The organism is Pseudomonas sp. D1-1 (genome assembly GCF_051132225.1).
In the GTDB taxonomy this organism is placed as follows: Bacteria; Pseudomonadota; Gammaproteobacteria; order Pseudomonadales; family Pseudomonadaceae; genus Aquipseudomonas.
In genome coordinates this window covers 4,991,986-5,010,454 of record NZ_CP071676.1, presented here as the reverse complement: position 1 = coordinate 5,010,454, position 18,469 = coordinate 4,991,986, and the positions used below count along the sequence as shown (strand labels likewise).

The window sequence follows — 18,469 nt, the reverse complement described above, 5'->3', positions numbered from 1 at the left end:
CCACATCTATAGCGGTATCTGGCAGGTTTCTTCATTCAGGATGTTTTTTCAGGTCCGGCCTGCTCATTAGGAAGGTGACCCATGCGTATTGATCGTTTAACCAGCAAACTGCAATTGGCCTTGTCCGATGCCCAATCCCTGGCCGTCGGCCTGGACCATCCCGGCATCGAACCGGCGCACTTGATGCAGGCCATGCTCGAACAGCAAGGCGGTTCCATCAAGCCACTGCTGATGCAGGTGGGCTTTGACGTCAACAGCCTGCGCAAAGAGTTGGCCAAAGAACTCGACCAACTGCCCAAGATCCAGAATCCGACCGGTGACGTGAACATGTCCCAGGATCTGGCGCGGCTGCTCAACCAGGCCGATCGCCTGGCCCAACAGAAGGGCGACCAGTTCATTTCCAGCGAACTGGTGCTGCTCGCCGCGATGGACGAGAACAGCAAGCTGGGCAAGTTGCTGCTCGGCCAGGGCGTGAGCAAGAAAGCCCTGGAAAATGCCATCAACAACCTGCGTGGTGGCGATGCGGTCAACGACCCCAACCACGAGGAAGCGCGCCAGGCGCTGGACAAGTACACCGTCGACCTGACCAAGCGCGCAGAGGAAGGCAAGCTTGACCCGGTGATCGGCCGTGACGATGAAATTCGCCGCACTATCCAGGTCCTGCAGCGCCGTACCAAGAACAACCCGGTGCTGATCGGTGAACCTGGCGTGGGCAAGACCGCCATCGCCGAGGGCCTGGCCCAGCGCATCATCAATGGCGAAGTGCCTGACGGCCTGCGGGGCAAGCGCTTGCTGTCCCTCGACATGGGGGCGCTGATCGCTGGCGCCAAGTACCGCGGCGAATTCGAGGAACGGCTCAAGGCCTTGCTCAATGAACTGTCGAAGCAGGAAGGGCAGATCATTCTGTTCATCGACGAATTGCACACCATGGTCGGGGCCGGCAAGGGCGAGGGCTCGATGGACGCCGGCAATATGCTCAAGCCTGCGCTGGCCCGTGGTGAGTTGCATTGCGTTGGCGCGACCACGCTCAACGAATACCGCCAGTACATCGAGAAAGACGCGGCCCTGGAACGGCGCTTCCAGAAGGTGCTGGTGGAGGAGCCGAGCGAAGAAGACACCATCGCGATCTTGCGCGGCCTGAAGGAGCGCTACGAGGTTCACCACAAGGTGGCGATCACCGACGGCGCGATCATCGCGGCAGCGAAGCTCAGCCACCGCTATATCACTGACCGGCAATTGCCGGACAAGGCCATCGACCTGATTGACGAGGCCGCCAGCCGCATCCGCATGGAAATCGATTCCAAGCCTGAGGTACTGGATCGTCTGGAGCGGCGCTTGATTCAGCTCAAGGTCGAGTCCCAGGCCCTGAAAAAAGAGAGTGACGAGGCCGCGAAGAAACGCCTGGAAAGGTTGCAGGAAGAAATCGTCCGGCACGAGCGCGAGTATTCCGATCTCGAAGAAATCTGGAATTCGGAGAAAGCCGAAGTCCAGGGCTCGGCGCAGATCCAGCAGAAGATCGAGCAGTCTCGCCAGGAACTCGAAGCGGCCCGCCGCAAGGGCGATCTGAACCGCATGGCCGAGCTGCAATACGGGGTGATCCCGGACCTTGAGCGCAGCCTGCAGATGGTCGACCAGCACGGCAAGAGCGAAAACCAGCTGCTACGTAGCAAGGTCACCGAAGAGGAAATCGCCGAGGTGGTTTCCAAGTGGACCGGCATTCCCGTGTCGAAAATGCTCGAAGGCGAGCGCGACAAGCTGCTGAAGATGGAAAGCCTGTTGCACCAGCGCGTGATCGGCCAGGAAGAAGCCGTGGTGGCGGTCTCCAACGCCGTGCGTCGGTCCCGTGCCGGGTTGTCGGACCCTAACCGTCCGAGCGGCTCGTTCATGTTCCTCGGCCCGACCGGCGTGGGCAAGACCGAGCTGTGCAAGGCGCTGGCCGAATTCCTCTTCGACACCGAAGAGGCCATGGTGCGCATCGACATGTCCGAGTTCATGGAGAAACACTCCGTGGCCCGCTTGATCGGTGCGCCGCCAGGCTATGTCGGCTACGAAGAGGGCGGCTACCTGACCGAGGCCGTGCGGCGTAAACCCTACTCGGTGATCCTGCTCGATGAGGTCGAGAAGGCCCACCCGGATGTGTTCAACATCCTCTTGCAGGTCCTTGAGGACGGTCGCCTGACTGACAGCCACGGCCGTACGGTGGATTTTCGCAACACGGTGATCGTGATGACCTCCAACCTGGGCTCGACGCAGATCCAGGAACTGGTCGGCGATCGCGAGGCGCAACGCGCTGCGGTGATGGACGCGATTTCCACGCACTTCCGTCCCGAGTTCATCAACCGGGTGGATGAAGTGGTGATCTTCGAGCCGCTGGCCCGTGATCAGATCGCCGGTATTACCGAGATCCAGCTGGGTCGCCTGCGCAGCCGTCTCACCGAGCGTGAGTTGAAGCTGCAACTGAGCGACGAGGCGTTGGACAAGCTGATCGCGGTGGGTTACGACCCGGTCTATGGCGCACGGCCGCTGAAACGGGCCATCCAGCGCTGGATCGAAAACCCGTTGGCGCAGTTGATTCTGTCCGGCCGCTTCATGCCCGGCGAAACCGTGACCGGCACCGTGGAAAACGACGAGATCGTCTTCAACTGAAAGCCGCAACAGCCAGTGATTGAAATGGCCTCGCCTGGCGAGGCCATTTTTTTCATCAGGCCGTTGAACTCAAAGGAAAAGGCTTGTAAAGTGCGCCCCGCAGTACGTCACCCCAAGGGCGACTTCTCACTGAGAAGGAATCCAAAATAAGTTGCAAATCATTGTCTTGAAAGCAATTTAAGGGGTTGACAGAGGTGTTGAAGATTGTAGAATAGCGCGCCTCAGACACACGAACGCAGCGATGCAAACGGGTCGAAGAGGTTGCAGCAAGCTTCAACGCTGTAGCGGTAAATAGCAGTAACTTGAAATATCAGTTCCGTGATAGCTCAGTCGGTAGAGCAAATGACTGTTAATCATTGGGTCCCAGGTTCGAGTCCTGGTCACGGAGCCATTTCAATCGGGGTATAGCGCAGTCCGGTAGCGCGCCTGCTTTGGGAGCAGGATGTCAGGAGTTCGAATCCCCTTACCCCGACCATATTTGGGTCGTTAGCTCAGTTGGTAGAGCAGTTGGCTTTTAACCAATTGGTCGTAGGTTCGAATCCCACACGACCCACCATTTTTGAAACCAGTTCGCTGGAATCGAATCTTAAGATCAGAGGCCAAAAGCGCTGATCGAGGAAGGCGACTTGCGAAGGTCGCCTTTTTTTTACCGGGGTATAGCGCAGTCCGGTAGCGCGCCTGCTTTGGGAGCAGGATGTCAGGAGTTCGAATCCCCTTACCCCGACCATATTAAAAATCCTCGTATCGAAAGATACGGGGATTTTTTTTGCCCGCCGGAAAGCCTCTTCCCTTCAAGTCATCATACAACTTGCCGATAACCCGCCGACAGGGGCATGAACGATCGCCCTCTCTTCAGGCCGATAACAAGAAAAGGCGCCCGTTATGTTTCTTCGTCAGTTGAATATCGCCCCCCGTGCCGCGCTGGGTTTCGCCTTGATCGCCGTGCTGGTGGCGCTGCTCGGCGTATTTGCGCTGGGGCAGATGTCGAGTATTCGCGACAGCGAGGTCGCGGTGGAAACCCAATGGCTGCCGAGCATCCGGGGCGGCGACGAGATCCGCGAATTGATGTTGCGCATCCGCACCATTTCCCTGCGCATGGCCCTGGATGAAGACCCGAAGAACATCCCGGTGTATCGCGGACAGATGGATACCCGCGACAAGGAACTGAGCGAGAAAATTGCCAGTTACGACAAGCTTGTGGTGACACCGGAAGGCAAGGCGCTCTACGAGCAGTTCAAGCAGACCTTCACCGCCTACCGCGCGGGGATCGCCCAGTCATTCACCCTGGCGGAGCAGGGGCGGCGGGATGAATTGATCAAGTTGTTGCTGGTGGACATGAAAACCGTGGTGGATGGCTCGGGCAAGCAGCTCAACGACCTTGCGCAACTGTTTTCCAAACAGGTGTCCATCGAGAGCCAGAAATCCCAGGAGCACTACGTCAACTCGCGGATGATCGTCAGTCTGTTCGTGGTGCTGGCGGCTCTGGCCACGGTGGTCCTGGCAATGTTGCTGACCCGCAGTATCGTCAAGCCGCTGGGCGAGGCGCTGACTGCCGCGGAGAGTGTGGCCCGCGGTGACCTGACCCGGCCGATCGAGACCCATGGCAATGATGAAGTGAGTCGCCTGCTCAAGGCGTTGGCCACCATGCAGCAGAACCTTCGGCAAACCCTGCTGGGCATCAGCGGCTCGGCGACGCAACTGGCGACCGCTGCCGATGAATTGAACGCCGTCACGCTCGACAGTACTCAAAGCCTGCAACAGCAGAACAACGAAATCGAGCAGGCCGCCACTGCGGTCACCGAAATGACTACCGCCGTGGAAGAGGTCGCGCGCAACGCGGTGTCCACCTCCGATGCGACACGCCAATCCAGCGAGTCGGCGATGTTGGGCCAGGAACGGGTCAGCGATACCGTCAACGCGATCAGCGCCCTCGCCAGCGATGTGCAAATCACCGGCGGTCTGGTGCAATCCCTGGCCAGCCAGTCCCAGGACATCGGCAAGGTGCTGGATGTGATCCGGGCTATTGCCGAGCAGACCAACCTGTTGGCGCTCAACGCGGCCATCGAAGCGGCGCGGGCGGGAGAGAGCGGCCGTGGTTTTGCCGTCGTCGCCGACGAAGTCCGGGCATTGGCCTATCGCACGCAGCAATCGACCCAGGAAATCGAGCAGATGGTCCAAGGCATGCGCAGCGGTGCCACCCAGGCCCTGGATTCCATGCAGGCCAGCTCCAGCCGTGCGGCCAGTACCCTGGCAATGGCCGAGCGCGCGGGGGAGGCGCTGCAAACCATTACGGCGTCGGTGCATCAGATCCACGAGCGCAACCTGGTGATCGCCAGCGCCGCCGAAGAGCAGGCGCAGGTGGCCCGCGAGGTGGATCGCAACCTGGTCAATATTCGTGATTTGTCCGTGCGCTCGGCCACTGGGGCCGACCAGACCAGCGCGTCCAGCCATGAACTTTCGCAGTTGGCGAACTCGCTGCGCACGATGGTGCAGCGGTTTCAGGTTTGATCGGTCGCCGCTTGGATCGGGTTTGGCTGCACTGCCGTCTTCGCGAGCAGGCTCGCTCCCACAGGATTGACCATGATCAACTGTGGGAGCGAGCCTGCTCGCGATAGCGGTGGATCATTCAACCTCGGTTCCGCTGGCTCAATGCAACTTCAACCGAGGCTCGGTCCCACGCCCTATCTTGCTGCCCAGCATCAGCATCGCCGTGCGGAACATGCCGTAAAGCGCCATCTGATGCATGCGGTACAGCGACACGTAGAACATCCGCGCCAGCCAGCCCTCAAGCATCACGCTGCCGGTGAGGTTGCCCATCAGGTTGCCGACTGCCGAGAAGCGCGACAGTGAGATCAGCGAGCCGTAGTCGGTGTATTTGTAGTCAGGCAAGGCCTTGCCTTCGATCCGCAGCTTCAGCGATTTCGCCAACAGCGAGGCCTGCTGGTGCGCGGCCTGGGCGCGGGGCGGAACGTTGCGGTCGCTGTCCGGTTGCGGGCAGGCGGCGCAGTCGCCAAAGGCGAAGATATTCTCGTCGCGGGTGGTCTGGAGTGTAGGCAGCACCTGCAACTGATTGATCCGGTTGGTCTCCAGGCCGTCGATGTCCTTGAGGAACTCCGGCGCGCGAATCCCGGCGGCCCAGACTTTCAGGCTCGCGTCGATGACTTTGCCATCCGCAGTGATCAGGCTGTCGGCGGTCACTTGGCTGACGGCCGCGTTGGTCATGACCTTGACCCCGAGTTTTTCCAGGGTCCTGTGCACCGGCCCGCCGATCCGCTCCGGCAGCGCCGGCAAGACCCGCGGACCGGCCTCGATCAGAGTGATGTGCATGTTTTCCGGTTTGATCCGGTCGAGGCCATAAGCGTGCAACTCGTGGGCGGCGTTATGCAGCTCGGCTGCCAGTTCGACACCGGTGGCGCCCGCGCCGACAATCGCGACGCTGATGCGCTCGACCACGTCAGTCTGCCCGGCATGGGCGCGCAGATAGTGGTGCAGCAACTGCTGATGGAAGCGCTCGGCCTGTTTGCGAGTGTCGAGGAACAGGCAATGCTGCGCCGCGCCGTCGGTGCCAAAATCATTGGTGGTGCTACCGACCGCGATCACCAGCGTGTCGTAGCCCAGCTCGCGGGCCGGCAACAACTCCAGGCCTGCTTCGTCGTAGGTGGCGGCCAACTGGATGCGCTTGCGCTCACGGTCCAGGCCGCTCATGCGCCCGAGCTGGAACTCGAAGTGGTTCCATTTCGCCTGGGCGACATAGTTGAGTTCGTCTTCGGAAGAATTCAGGGAACCGGCGGCCACTTCGTGCAGCAAGGGTTTCCAGATGTGGGTCAGGTTCGCGTCGACCAGCATCACACTGGCCGTGCCACGCTTGCCCAGAGTCTTACCCAGACGGGTAGCCAACTCCAGACCGCCGGCGCCGCCGCCAACGATGACAATACGATGAGTCATAGGGATATCTCGCAAGGCTAAAGGAATTCGGTGCCGTTACCCGCGCGAGCATCAATCGGCTCATAGCGTCAGGTAACTGATCAATCGGCTCAACAGGCCCAGGCCAATCGTGATGGCCAGCACCACCACCAGGAGCATCCACGGCCGGAAAGGCCGGCGCTCGACTCGGTGCTGGGACAGTTGCAGGTACTCTTCGACATGCTTCTGGTCTTCTGGGTTCAGGCGACTGGTCATAAAGGCCTCGTCAGGTAGACGTTGCGAAAGGTGCAGACGTTACAGCGTCCGGCTATCCGGCATTAAAAGCAGCGTAGCCGGTTGCCGGGACGGGCTCGACGATCAGGCTGTCGTCCAGGCGAACGATTCCACTTTTTAACACCCGGGCGGTGATTCCGCCATGGCCGCGTACGGCCTGGAACGTGCCTTCGCCAAGATTTCGCTCAAGTCGCGCGCAGGGTTGGCACCAGCCGGTGGTTTCGAAGATCGCCTGGCCGATGCGAAAACGCCGGCCCTTGAGGCTGAACAGGTTGATGCCGCTGACCACAATGTTGCGGCGCAGCTCCTCGGGACGCACCGGTTGTTCCTCGGGACGGCCCATCAGCGAGCTGATCACGGCCAGGTGTTCCCATTGGATCAACGTCACTTGCCGCGCATTACGCACGCCTGGGCGAGCGTGATCGCCGGTCAGGCCGGCTTCCAGTCGTGCCTCGACGGCGTCCAGCTCGATCATCGGTGCATGCCCTGCGGGGCGCACGCCGATCCAGCGTACCCGGCCCCGCTGCGGCACGGCGGCGATCAGTTCCTGTAACGGGCTCAAAGGCTGATCCCCACATCGAAGACGATGCTGCGGCCCAGGTTGCCCCGCAGGAAGTCGGGTGCATCGGGATGGGCGAACAGCACGCGGGCAAAGGTCGGGCCCACCAGCGACAACGAGCGCCACCCTTGGCGCAGGTACTCGGTAGGCGGCGGGAAATGGCTGTTGAGGTCGAGGACTTCGCGCTTGAGGCTGGCGAAAGCAATGATATCCAGCTCCCCCAGGTCCATGCCGCGCTCGGTGTAGTTATGGGCTTTCTTGCGCAGGGTCGGGGCCAGTCTCATCAGGAACTCGTTGGCCGGAATCCGTCTTGGCTTGGCCTCGCGACGCACCAGTTGGCTTAGGGAAAAGGCGCTACGGCGGCGTTGCAGTTCGTCGCGCCATTCATCATTGAGACGACGGCCTTCATCGAGGACAAAAAACACTTCGAAATTGGCGTCGCGAAACAACACGTCCGGCGGCTCCCCGGCGGGCGCGAACTCATCGGCTCGATAGGGCACGTTGAGCCCTTGCAGCAGGCGCTGGCAGACCCAACGCTCACGCTCCCATTTGCGGGCATTGGAGAGAAAGGCGTTGGCTTGCTCGGCCGCGATGGTCAACAAGCGTAAATAATCGGAATCATCCATGAGCCCAAGCTTAGCGTCCAATTACGACAAGCCGAAAGCGTTGCGTTGATTAATCGCGGTCGGGCGGGGGTGTAGACTGCCGGCTTGAATCTCAGGGCGATCATGGAGTCTCTGATGCAGGGGCACGCCAAAGGAGTACGTCGATGATCGGTGCCGAGTTGCTCTCCTCGCAGACCCTGGCGGTTGGCTGGCTGATCTACGTGCCGGTGTTGGCCTGGGCGGTGGCGAAGGCACCGTGGGTCGAGCTGTTTACCGACATTCGCCGCCAGCACCTGCTGTTCGGCACGGTATTCGCGCTGTTCATGTTGTGGATGGTGCGACGGGATTTCGATACGGGGGTCTCGTACCACTTCATTGGCCTGACCGCCGTCACCTTGTTGCTGGACTGGCCGCTGGCGATCCTTGGCGGGTTATTTGCCCAGCTTGCGCTGGTGCTGTTGGGGCGCCAGGACATGATGGCCGTCGGGGTCAATGGCGCGCTGCTGGTTCTCCTGCCGGTACTGGTCACGGAATGCTGCGCGATACTGGTGGAGCGTGCCCAGCCGCGCAATCTGTTCGTGTATATCTTCTGTTCGGGATTCCTCGCCGCCGCCCTGTCGGCGCTGGCGTGCCTGCTGGTGGGGCTTGGCCTGCTGTGGCATGACGGCATTTTCGCGATGCCTTATTGGCTGGAGGATTTCATCGGCTATCTCTGGCTGATGATCTTTCCCGAGGCCTTCATCAACGGCATGGTGGTCAGCGCGCTGGTGGTGTTCAGCCCCGAATGGCTGGAAACCTTCAACCGTACGCGCTACCTGTCGGCCCCCTGGAACGATGACGACAAGCCTTGATTCACTTCAAGGCTGCACCGCCTTCAGGCCCTCATGCTATGGAAACCTAGTGATGGGAGCGAGGGTTGAAGTCTTCGCTGAACAATTCATCCTCGGCATCCGGTGCGACCGGGATCTTGTGTTCCTCCGACGCCCAGGCGCCCAGGTCGATCAGCTTGCAGCGATCGGAGCAGAACGGCCGGAATTTGCTTTCCGAGGTCCATTCGACAGGGGCGCCGCAGGTTGGGCAATCAACGGTTGGGGTTTGGCTCATGGTTGGCCTCCACGCAAAGTAAGGTAGAAGTGATGCAGGCGTTCGACCTCGCTGTGCAGCCAGGCGAGGTCGCGGTCGTTGACCACCACATCGTCGGCATTGCTCAGACGGTCCTGGCGACTGGATTGGGCTTTGAGGATCGCCTGGACTTGCTGTTCGCTGGTCTGGTCGCGCTGCAAGGTGCGTTCGATCTGCAATTGTTCCGGAGCGTCGATCACCAGGATCCGCTGGGTCATCGCGTACTGCCCGGATTCGATCAGCAGTGGCGATACCAGAATCGCGTACGGCGATTGCGCCTGGCCCAGGTGATGGACGATTTCTTCGGCGATCAGCGGATGCAGCAATGCCTCCAGCCAGCGGCGTTCCTCGGCATTTTCGAAGATGAGCCTGCGCAGTGCTGCCCGATCGAGCGTACCGTCTGCCTGCAATACACCAGGGCCGAAGTGTTCGCTGATCTTTTCCAGCGCCGGGCGCCCGGGCTCAACGACCCAGCGCGCCGCATGGTCGGCGTCGATGACGTGCACACCCAGGTCGATGAAGTGCTCGGCCGCCGCACTCTTGCCGCTGCCGATGCCACCGGTCAGGCCGAGGATCCAGGGTTTTTTCGCAGAGCTGTTCATTAGAAACCGACTGACTGCCAATAGAAGTCGGTTATTTGACCACCCCAGAGCAAGGCAATCCAGCCGGCAATCGCCAGATAAGGTCCGAACGGGATCTGGGTCGACGTCGGCGCGCCGCGCGTGCGCAGCACAATGACGCCGATAATGGCGCCCACCAGCGACGACAGTAGCAGCGTCAGCGGCAGGATCTGCCAGCCGCCCCAGGCACCGAGCATCGCCAGCAGCTTGAAGTCGCCGTAGCCCATGCCTTCTTTCCCGGTCAGCAGCTTGAAGACCCAGAACACCGACCACAGCGCCAGATAGCCGGCCACCGCCCCCCACAATGCCTGGTTCAGCGAGACGAACAGCCCGAAGCTGTTGACAATCAAGCCCAGCCATAACAATGGCAGCACCAGGGAATCGGGCAGCAACTGGTGCTCGGCGTCGATCAGGCTCATGGACAGCAGGCCCCAGCTCAGCAGCATCGCCATGGCGGCCTGCCAGCCGAAGCCGAAATGCCAGGCAATGAATGCCGACAGGACGCCACAGGCCAGTTCGGTCAGCGGGTAGCGCTTGCCGATGGGCACGGCGCAGCTGGAACAGCGGCCGCGCAACATCAGGTAGCTCAACAGCGGAATATTTTCCCAGGCGCGGATGCGATGGCCACAATGGGGACACTGGGAGTGGGGCAGCATCAGGTTGTAGACCGGACCGGGGGCGTCGGCCTGCAGGCCGAGCAAGTCCTGGGCTTGCAGGCGCCATTCGCGATCGAGCATCTTCGGCAGGCGCCACACCAGCACGTTGAGAAAGCTGCCAATGATCAACCCGAGCAGCAGCGCTGTCAGTACGAAGGCCAGCGGGTAAAGCACGAAAAATTCGCTCAGGGGCATGTCAGATCGCAGAGCCGAGTTGGAAGATGGGCATGTACATGGCAACCACCAGGCCGCCGACGACCACCCCCAGGATCACCATGATGAAGGGTTCCATCAGGCTGGTGAGGTTGTCCACCAGATTATCCACTTCGGCCTCATAAAAACTCGCCACTTTGTCGAGCATGTCATCCAGCGCACCGGACTCTTCGCCAATGGCGGTCATCTGGATCGCCAGGTTCGGAAAAATGCCTGAGGTGCGCATGGAGAAGTTCAACTGCATGCCGGTCGAGACGTCCTGCTTGATCCGCTGCACGGCACGCTTGAATACCACGTTACCGGTGGCGCCCGAGACGGAGTCAAGGGCTTCGACCAGCGGCACGCCGGCGGCGAACGTGGTCGAGAGCGTGCGCGCATAACGCGCCACGGCGGACTTGTACATCAAGGTCCCGACCAAGGGCAGCTTGAGCAGCCACTTGTCTCGCCAGTCACGAAACGCCTGGGAGCGCTTGAGGGCATATTTCACCCCGAAAAATCCGCCCACCACTCCGCCAAGCAGCACCCACCACCAGTCTTGCAGGAACTCCGACAAGCCGATGACCATCAGCGTGAAGGCCGGCAATTTTGCGCCAAATCCGGAAAATACCGACTCGAACTGCGGCACGACCTTGATCAGCAGGATGCTGGTGACCACCGCCGCGACGGCGATTACCGCGGCAGGGTAGGTCATGGCTTTCTTGATCTTGGCCTTCAGGGCTTCGCTCTTTTCCTTGTAGGTCGCGACTCGGTCGAGCAGCGTGTCCAGGGCACCGGCCTGCTCACCGGCATCCACCAGGTTGCAGTACAACTCGTCGAAATACTGCGGGCATTTGCGCAGCGAGGCGGCGAAGCTGTTGCCCGCGGCGACTTCCTGCTTCACCTCGTCCACCAGCTTGCGCATGTTGGGGTTGTCGAAGCCTTCGCCGATGATGTCGAATGCCTGCAGCAGAGGAACGCCGGCCTTGAGCATCGTCGCCATCTGGCGGGTGAAGAGCGCGATATCCAGCGGCTTGATGCGTTTGCCCTTGCTGAATATCGAGGTGGATTTCTTGCGTACCTTGCCCGGATTGATCCCTTGCTTACGCAGCTGTGCCTTGACCAATGCCGGGCTCTGGCCGGTCAGTTCGCCGGACATTTTTGTGCCTTTGCGGTCCTTGCCTTCCCACGTGTAGACGTCGGTTTTTGCTGCCTTGACCGCCATGCTCAATCCTTGGTGACCCGGTTGATTTCTTCGAGACTGGTGACGCCTTGCATCACCTTGACCAGCCCCGAGGTGCGCAAGTCATTGAAGCCGTCCTTGCGCATTTGCAGGTCGATTTCCAGGGAGTTGCCTTCGGCCATGATCAGCCGCTGCAGCTCCGGCGTGTTCTTGACCACTTCGTAGACCCCCACGCGACCCTTGTAGCCGTTGTTGCACTGTTCGCAACCGACCGGCTCATAGATCGTGAATGAGCCGATGCGTTCCCGCGGGAAGCCCTCCTTGAGCAGGGTTTCCTCGGGAATCTCGATGGCTCTGCGGCAGTGCATGCACAACTTGCGCGCCAGGCGCTGGGCGATGATCAGGTGCACTGCCGTGGCGATGTTGAAACCGGGGATGCCCATGTTCTGTAGCCGGATCAGGGTTTCGGCAGCGCTGTTGGTGTGCAGCGTGGACAGCACCAGGTGCCCGGTCTGGGCCGCCTTGATGGCGATCTCGGCGGTTTCCAGGTCGCGGATCTCGCCGACCATGATCACGTCCGGGTCCTGGCGCAGGAACGAGCGCAGTGCATGGGCGAAATCCAGCCCCTGGCGCGGATTCACGTTGACCTGGTTGATGCCTTCCATGTTGATTTCCACCGGGTCCTCGGCGGTGGAAATATTGATGTCCACGGTGTTGAGGATGTTCAAGCCGGTATACAGCGACACGGTCTTGCCCGAGCCGGTCGGCCCGGTTACCAGAATCAGCCCCTGGGGTTGCTTGAGGGCCGCCATGTACAGGTCTTTCTGTTCCGGTTCGTAGCCCAGGGCGTCGATGCCCATTTGCGCGCTTGAGGGGTCGAGGATCCGGATCACCACTTTTTCTCCCCAAAGCGTGGGGAGGGTGTTGACCCGGAAATCGATGGACTTGGTCTTTGACAGGCGCATCTTCAGCCGTCCGTCCTGGGGCTTGCGCCGTTCGGAAATGTCCAGGCTCGCCATCACCTTGAGGCGCGCGGCAATGCGGTTGGCCAGTTGGATGGGCGGCTTTGCGACTTCCCGCAGCATACCGTCGGTGCGCACGCGTACCCGATAGGTCTTTTCATAGGGTTCGAAGTGCAGGTCGGAAGAGCCGCCCTTGATCGCATCCAGCAACATCTTGTTGACGAAGCGCACCACCGGCGCATCGTCGCCGTCCTGGCCGGCGATGGCATCCTGCTTGCGGTCGTCGATCGACTCGATGTCGAGGCCGTCGAGGTCGACGTCGGCCATGCCTTCCAGGCCCGTGCTGCTGGACTCGAAGAACTTCTCGATGGCATCGCTGAGCTTGTCGTCCTCCACCAGTATGGCTTCGGTGGTCAGGCCGGTGCTGAACTGTATGTCGTTGATGGCCTGGTGATTGGTCGGATCGGAAATGCCCACGTACAGCTTGTTGCCACGCCGCCACAGGGGCAGGGCGTGATGCTGGCGCACGAGTTTCTCGCTGACCAGGCCAGCGGGCTGGTTGTCCTTGTCGAGGCTGTTGAGGTCCAGCAGGGCGATACCAAAATGCTCCGAGGCGATTTCCGCCACCTGGCGGCTCTGGACGAGTTTGTTCTGCACCAGATAGCTGACCAGGGGCGTGCGATTGCGCTGCGCCTGTTGATAGGCCTGCTGTGCGCTTTGTTCAGTGATCAGTTCGGCCAGCACCAGTTGCTTGGCCAGGCCGCTGAGGGCAATGTCATTCATGGGAATACCGGTGGCGGACTGTTCATGATTTATAGCCTAGTCAAGCATATGCGGCTGACCAGCGAGCAGAGGTGACAAAAAGCGTCAGATAGTGCGGTTGTCGGGGTAGGACGTTGGTCGTTTGCGGCGGGGAAGGCCTTGGGTGGCTGGGCTTTCCAGGGTTGGCATGTGCCCTGCAACGGCCGTTTCAGGTCATGAGATTCCGACTCATGCATGGGAGATGTCTGTGAACAAGCAAAAGGGTTTTACGCTGATCGAGCTGCTGATCGTGGTGGCGATCATTGGTATTTTGGCGACGTTTGCGTTGCCGCAATATTCAAAGTATCAGGCGCGGGCGAAGGTGACGGTAGGGCTGGCGGAGGCTTCTTCGTTGAAGGTGCCGGTTGAAGACCTTCTGAATAAAGGTACAACGCCAACCGCTGCCAACACGGGCGTACCGGCATCAAGCAATAATTGCACAATGGCTGTCGCAGGTGATGCTGCTGCCGGGACCGCCACCGTCACTTGCACCATCAAGGAAGCGCCTTCTTCCATTGTTGGTAAAACGATCACTCTCAGTCGTGCCGGGACGGGGGCCTGGACCTGTGCTTCTAATGTTGCTGAAGAGTTCTTGCCAGCGGGCGGTTGTACAGTCGCGGCTGCCCCGTAAATACCTCATTCACCTGAGGCTCAAGTCCGTCACCATGGCGCAAGATTGCTTGCGCCGTCTGGCTTACATAAAGGGCTGCTACGAAGCCCAGCGGGAGCAAGCTCCCTCGCTACGGAAAATCTTGTTAATTCATAACGTTAGCGAACGGCTTAAACCCGCAAGTTGCATGTACCAAAATCCCCGGTCATGCAATTTGCATGATTCTGAAAACAGCCGCTTCGCTTAACTATTTGATTTATAGAGAAATTCCTTTTGTTTCAAAACTGGCACAGCCTTCGCACTACTCCTGACAACCTGCCGCGATGCACTTTCGGCAGTTTCTGAGAAAAACAGGAGTTACTCGTATGAAGAAGTTCGCTATCACTGCCGCTGCTGCCACTGCACTGACCCTGACCATGGCTAACGCATTTGCCGAAACCACTCAAGCGACTCAGGCACCGATGATGCTGGCTGCTGGCGAAGTGACAGAGGCTAAGGAAGACGTTTCCGACACCTGGATCACCACCAAGGTCAAAGCTGACCTGGTCACCGAGAAAGGCATTCCAGGCTCCGACATCAAGGTTGAAACCAACAAGGGCGTTGTGTCCCTGTCTTCTATGACCAAAGTCACTGACGCACAAAAAGACACCGCTGTGGCAATCACCAAGAAAATCAAAGGCGTCAAAGCCGTATCGGCTGACGGCCTGAAAGCCGAGTAAGGCTAGGCTTCTCGCCTGAACGGGAGAAGGCACGGCACGCGGGCTGAGATATACGTATGCCGTTGCTTTGGAGTTCATGCGAAAGGCCACAGGGACGTGGCCATTACAGGCCCCCGGCATTCGTGCCGGGGGCCTGTTCTATTCTGGGGAGGAAAAACCTGGTGTACGGCCTGGAAACCGGGTTGTTCTTTTCGCGAGCAGGCTCGCTCCCACACTGGACCGAGTTTCTTCAGGCAGAAATGCAGTCAAATGTGGGAGCGAGCCTGCTCGCGAAGGCGTCGGCGCTATGCATGGGAAATGCCCGTCACAGAGGCACGATCACCGCCCACGCTTGCTGGTGATCTCCACCAGCCGATTCCCCACGAAGCGCAAGTATTGGTACATGCCGTTGTTGGGCCCGTAGGTCCATTCCTCCACCGGGTACTCATTCCGGCGATTGGCGCTGCGTTGGTAGCCCAGGTCATCGCGCGCCGTGGGCTCGCCACACTTCTGCAGCACCTCGCTGGAGCGATCACCGACGCTGATCAATTGGCTGCCGCAGCGCAGGGTCTCGGCGGCTGATGCATGGCCGCTCGCAAGCAGCAGGACCAGGCCGATTCCAGACAGACACTTCATTTTCATTCGGCATCCAGATGCATAGGAGTAATGACGCTACCGTCGCTTTCGGCCTGACCGAGGCTGGCGTCGATGAAGTACACGCGGTCATCGGCCAGCTTGCCCTTGTCCACCAGGAAGTCCTTGATGCTGCTGGCCCGTTCCTGTCCCAGTTCGCGCAACAGCAGATCACTGCCGCTCCAGAACTTGATGACCCCTTCACGGAGTTTTTCGATGCGGGCCTGTTTATCCAGTTGCGTCCATTCGGCCGGTGGTTGAGTCTTCAGGCGGGTGCGATAGATGCCTTCAAGCAGCGGGGCTTTTTCGTCTTCCGGTACTTCCAGCAACGAAGCTTTCGCCGGGACCTTGTCGCCCCTGCGCTGCAGCATCTTGTAGTAGTTGTACTGGTATTCGCGTTCCAAGCGCTGGGCGGCGAGCAGCGGGCCGTCGCTGCTTTCGGCGGCGGTGCCTTCGATCTCCAGCTTCAGCTCTGGCCGTTTGCCCAGGGCTTCGGACAACTTGAGCAGAGCATTTTCGTTTTCCTTGCTGAGGTCACTGGAGCCCGGTGCGAACGCCACGCTGCCCAGGTCTTCCGAGCCGCCGCCGGCCACCAGCCCGCCGATCAGCTTGAACGGCGCTTGTGCCGCGCGGACCACCAGGTTGCGCAAGGTTTGCCAGACAATCGGCATGACGCTGAACTGCGGGTCGTTGAGGTTGCCGGAAACCGGCAGCTCGATGGAGATCCTGCCCTCGGAATCTTTCAGCAGGGCGACGGCGAGCTTGAGCGGCAGGCTCACGGCGTCCGGGCTGTCGACCTTTTCCCCTAGTTGCAACTGTTCGACCACGACTTTGTTGTCGGCCTGGAGCTGGCCCTTGGTGATCCGGTAATGCAGGTCGAGATTGAGCCGGCCCTTGCGGATGCGATAGCCGGCGAACTTGCCGGAGTACGGCGTCAGGGTGGTCAGCTCGACCCGTTTGAAACTGGTGGCGATATCGAGGCTGGCCATCGGGTCGAAAGGGTTGACCGCGCCCTTGATCGTGACAGGCGCGTAGCGATCGACCTTGCCTTTCACATCGACGGTGGCGGGCTTGGCCTGGCGGCTGTCGATGGTGCCGATCTCGCCGTTGAGCTGCTGGACGGCTGTGGCGAAGTTCGGCGTCAGGCTGAAGTCGGCGAAATTGGCCGAACCGTCGTTGATGGCGATTCCGCCGACATGAATCCCCAGCGGTTTTTCCTTGGGTGCCGGTTTGGCCGCGGTGTTTCTGGCCGGGGCGTCGGCAGGTTGTGGAATCAGCAGGTCGTCGACGTTAGTGGTGCGATCGTCGTTGATCATGAAGCGTGCATAGGGCTGGAACAGGTTGACCTTGTCGATCGACAGGCTGTCGCCATGCTGGTAATTGAGGCCTTGGAGTTCCAGGCGCTGCCATTTGAGGAAGTCACGGGTCTTGAGTGTGTCGAGGGTATGCAACTGATCGACCTGGGCGCGGCCGGTCACGGCGAACGCCAGCGGTTCGGTACTTTTCAGGTCTACCGCCAGATCGCTGCCGAGCATCCCGGAGCGTAGCTCCAGGCGGATGAACGGGTTGATGTAGGCCTGGGCGACCCGCAGGTCGATGTCCTGGGTCTTGACGTTGAGCTTCGCGGTAACCGGGTTCAGATTGACCTCGCCATCGGCGAGCAGCTTGCCTTGTTTGCCCAGCCCGGTGTCCAGCTTGAGTTTGAAGGGCGAGCCGTTGAGTGTGTCGTAGTTCTGCAGGTCGAGATTCAGCGGGCCGAGGTCCAGGGCCACGGCCGGCTGCGCCTGGCGGTCGGCCAGGTGTATCTGGTAATCGCGCAGTTGCACGTCCTTCAGCATCACCTGCCAAGGCTTGCTCGGTGTTGTCGGCTCAGGCTTGGGCGAGTCGGCGGCTGCCGGGGCCGAGGCCGGTTCGGCCTTGACCTTGGGTTTGGCTGCCTGGCTGGCGAAGAGCTTCTGCCAGTCCAACTGCCCGTCGGCTTCCCGAGCGGCCCAGGTCTCGAGTTTGTGGCTGCGGATCTTGCCCACGATGACCTGCTGCTTGCCCAGGTCCAGCGAGGTTTCGCTGACCTCCAGGCGCTCCAGCCTTGCCAGCGGACGGCCGTCGGGCGCCTTGATGGCGAAGGGCGCGACGCTGACCGACGCGTTGTTGAGCAGCAGCTCCGTGCCCTTGGCGAGGTTGAGCTTGTACTCGGTGCTGAGGTTCAGCACGCCGTTTTCCAGAACGAGCGGCACTGCGTCTCGCACGTAGGGCCACCAGGCTTTCATCTGGCCCCCGGTCACCTTGAGCGTGCCCTCGGAGGCGATCGGCGCGAGGCTGAAGTTACCGGTCCAGTCGATCTGCCCACCCTCGGGACCGACGGCCACCAGGGTCATGTCGGCGCTGTCGTCGGGCAGGGTGCTGAGGTTCTTCAGCTCGAAGTCGAGGGTGTCATACAGGAACTCGATGGGTTCGCTGGGGCGCAGGTCCTGGAAGTGCACGTAGCCGCTGGCCAGTTTGATCCGCTCGATTCGCAAGGGAAACGGCTTGGCGTCGGGATCCGCCGGAGTCGGTTCGCTGGGCGGCAGCTTGAACAGGCCCAGCAGATTCAGCTGGCCGTCCTTGGCGAACGCGATCTCGGTCCTGGGCTTGTCCAGCTCGACGTCGGCCAGGTGCAGGGCGCCGGACCACAGACTGTCGAGTTGCAGGTTGGCATAGAGCCGTTCGAAACCGACCTGTTCCTTGCCAGGTTCGCCGACCACCAGTCCCCACAAGGTCACTTCAAGGCTGAAAGGATTGAGCTCGATGCGCTGGATCTGGGCCGGCACCGTCGCATGGGCGGCCAGTTGCTGATTGGCGATCCGCAGGGCAATGCCCGGCAGTATCAGAAAACCCAACAGACTGTAGAGGGCCAGTGCGGTCAACAGGGCGCCGAAAGCGCGAATCAATCCTTTGGGCATGTGTGGCTTCATCTGGTGTGAATCGGAGTGCCTTGGAGTATGGCATGTG

16 protein-coding genes and 4 tRNA genes are annotated in these 18,469 nt (G+C 60.6%); 9 read left to right on the top strand and 11 right to left on the bottom strand.

Annotation, left to right across the window (positions count from 1 at the left end):
• Positions 1-81: 81 nt before the first annotated feature.
• The 6 genes from clpB (at position 82) to J3P86_RS22565 (ending at position 5,154) form a co-directional block, all read left to right on the top strand.
• Positions 82-2,646 carry an ATP-dependent chaperone ClpB gene (clpB, locus tag J3P86_RS22590; RefSeq protein WP_181290028.1) on the top strand — a complete coding sequence of 855 codons (2,565 nt, stop codon included), beginning with the start codon at positions 82-84 and terminating at the stop codon, positions 2,644-2,646.
• A gap of 315 nt (positions 2,647-2,961) precedes the next feature.
• Positions 2,962-3,037, top strand: a tRNA-Asn gene (locus tag J3P86_RS22585).
• A 7-nt stretch (positions 3,038-3,044) separates the two neighbouring features.
• A tRNA-Pro gene (locus tag J3P86_RS22580) sits at positions 3,045-3,121 on the top strand.
• Between the two features lie 5 nt (positions 3,122-3,126).
• A tRNA-Lys gene (locus tag J3P86_RS22575) sits at positions 3,127-3,202 on the top strand.
• A 94-nt stretch (positions 3,203-3,296) separates the two neighbouring features.
• Positions 3,297-3,373: transfer RNA gene (locus J3P86_RS22570), tRNA-Pro, on the top strand.
• A gap of 155 nt (positions 3,374-3,528) precedes the next feature.
• The gene (locus J3P86_RS22565; RefSeq protein ID WP_434628188.1) at positions 3,529-5,154 is read left to right on the top strand and encodes a methyl-accepting chemotaxis protein; all 1,626 of its coding nucleotides are present in this window, start codon (positions 3,529-3,531) and stop codon (positions 5,152-5,154) included.
• A gap of 138 nt (positions 5,155-5,292) precedes the next feature.
• Here the strand turns inward: J3P86_RS22565 and J3P86_RS22560 are convergent, their stop codons facing one another.
• From J3P86_RS22560 to J3P86_RS22545, 4 genes are read right to left on the bottom strand one after another with little or no spacing between them, the layout of a single operon-like run.
• Entirely contained in the window at positions 5,293-6,591 is a 1,299-nt protein-coding gene (locus tag J3P86_RS22560; RefSeq protein ID WP_434698903.1) for an NAD(P)/FAD-dependent oxidoreductase, read from the bottom strand.
• Positions 6,592-6,651: 60 nt separating this feature from the next.
• The gene (locus tag J3P86_RS22555; RefSeq protein ID WP_076386361.1) at positions 6,652-6,825 is read right to left on the bottom strand and encodes a DUF3094 family protein; all 174 of its coding nucleotides are present in this window, start codon (positions 6,823-6,825) and stop codon (positions 6,652-6,654) included.
• A gap of 52 nt (positions 6,826-6,877) precedes the next feature.
• The gene (locus J3P86_RS22550) at positions 6,878-7,405 is read right to left on the bottom strand and encodes an MOSC domain-containing protein (RefSeq protein ID WP_434698902.1); all 528 of its coding nucleotides are present in this window, start codon (positions 7,403-7,405) and stop codon (positions 6,878-6,880) included.
• The gene (locus J3P86_RS22545; protein ID WP_030140261.1) at positions 7,402-8,028 is read right to left on the bottom strand and encodes a DUF1780 domain-containing protein; all 627 of its coding nucleotides are present in this window, start codon (positions 8,026-8,028) and stop codon (positions 7,402-7,404) included. The genes J3P86_RS22550 and J3P86_RS22545 overlap by 4 nt, the downstream gene beginning before the upstream one ends.
• Positions 8,029-8,171: 143 nt before the next feature.
• Between J3P86_RS22545 and J3P86_RS22540 the strand changes: the two genes are divergently transcribed.
• Positions 8,172-8,858 (top strand): energy-coupling factor ABC transporter permease, encoded by a 687-nt coding sequence (locus J3P86_RS22540; protein WP_434698901.1) that lies wholly within the window; start codon positions 8,172-8,174, stop codon positions 8,856-8,858.
• 46 nt (positions 8,859-8,904) lie between these two features.
• On the opposite strand, the gene yacG is transcribed toward J3P86_RS22540, so the two are convergent.
• The 5 genes from yacG to pilB are packed head-to-tail and all read right to left on the bottom strand — an operon-like array spanning position 8,905 to position 13,522.
• Positions 8,905-9,111, bottom strand: coding sequence for a DNA gyrase inhibitor YacG (gene yacG / locus J3P86_RS22535; protein WP_434628201.1), 207 nt, complete (start codon positions 9,109-9,111; stop codon positions 8,905-8,907).
• Positions 9,108-9,731 (bottom strand): dephospho-CoA kinase, encoded by a 624-nt coding sequence (gene coaE / locus J3P86_RS22530; protein ID WP_434698900.1) that lies wholly within the window; start codon positions 9,729-9,731, stop codon positions 9,108-9,110. Before coaE ends, yacG begins: the two co-directional genes overlap by 4 nt.
• Positions 9,731-10,600: a prepilin peptidase gene (locus tag J3P86_RS22525; RefSeq protein WP_434696774.1), complete on the bottom strand. Its 870-nt coding sequence runs from the start codon at positions 10,598-10,600 to the stop codon at positions 9,731-9,733. The genes coaE and J3P86_RS22525 overlap by 1 nt, the downstream gene beginning before the upstream one ends.
• Before the next feature lies 1 nt (position 10,601).
• Positions 10,602-11,819, bottom strand: coding sequence for a type II secretion system F family protein (locus J3P86_RS22520; RefSeq protein ID WP_434655612.1), 1,218 nt, complete (start codon positions 11,817-11,819; stop codon positions 10,602-10,604).
• A 2-nt stretch (positions 11,820-11,821) separates the two neighbouring features.
• Positions 11,822-13,522, bottom strand: coding sequence for a type IV-A pilus assembly ATPase PilB (gene pilB, locus J3P86_RS22515; protein ID WP_434628213.1), 1,701 nt, complete (start codon positions 13,520-13,522; stop codon positions 11,822-11,824).
• A 226-nt stretch (positions 13,523-13,748) separates the two neighbouring features.
• Between pilB and J3P86_RS22510 the strand changes: the two genes are divergently transcribed.
• Both J3P86_RS22510 and J3P86_RS22505 read left to right on the top strand, forming a co-directional pair.
• Positions 13,749-14,171, top strand: coding sequence for a pilin (locus J3P86_RS22510; protein WP_434628216.1), 423 nt, complete (start codon positions 13,749-13,751; stop codon positions 14,169-14,171).
• 344 nt (positions 14,172-14,515) lie between these two features.
• Positions 14,516-14,869, top strand: coding sequence for a BON domain-containing protein (locus tag J3P86_RS22505; protein WP_434628219.1), 354 nt, complete (start codon positions 14,516-14,518; stop codon positions 14,867-14,869).
• 318 nt (positions 14,870-15,187) lie between these two features.
• On the opposite strand, the gene J3P86_RS22500 is transcribed toward J3P86_RS22505, so the two are convergent.
• Entirely contained in the window at positions 15,188-15,484 is a 297-nt protein-coding gene (locus tag J3P86_RS22500; RefSeq protein ID WP_434631157.1) for a DUF2845 domain-containing protein, read from the bottom strand.
• 2 nt (positions 15,485-15,486) lie between these two features.
• On the bottom strand, positions 15,487-18,420 hold the full coding sequence (locus J3P86_RS22495; protein ID WP_434698899.1) for a DUF748 domain-containing protein: 2,934 nt from the start codon (positions 18,418-18,420) through the stop codon (positions 15,487-15,489).
• Between the last annotated feature and the right edge of the window lie 49 nt (positions 18,421-18,469).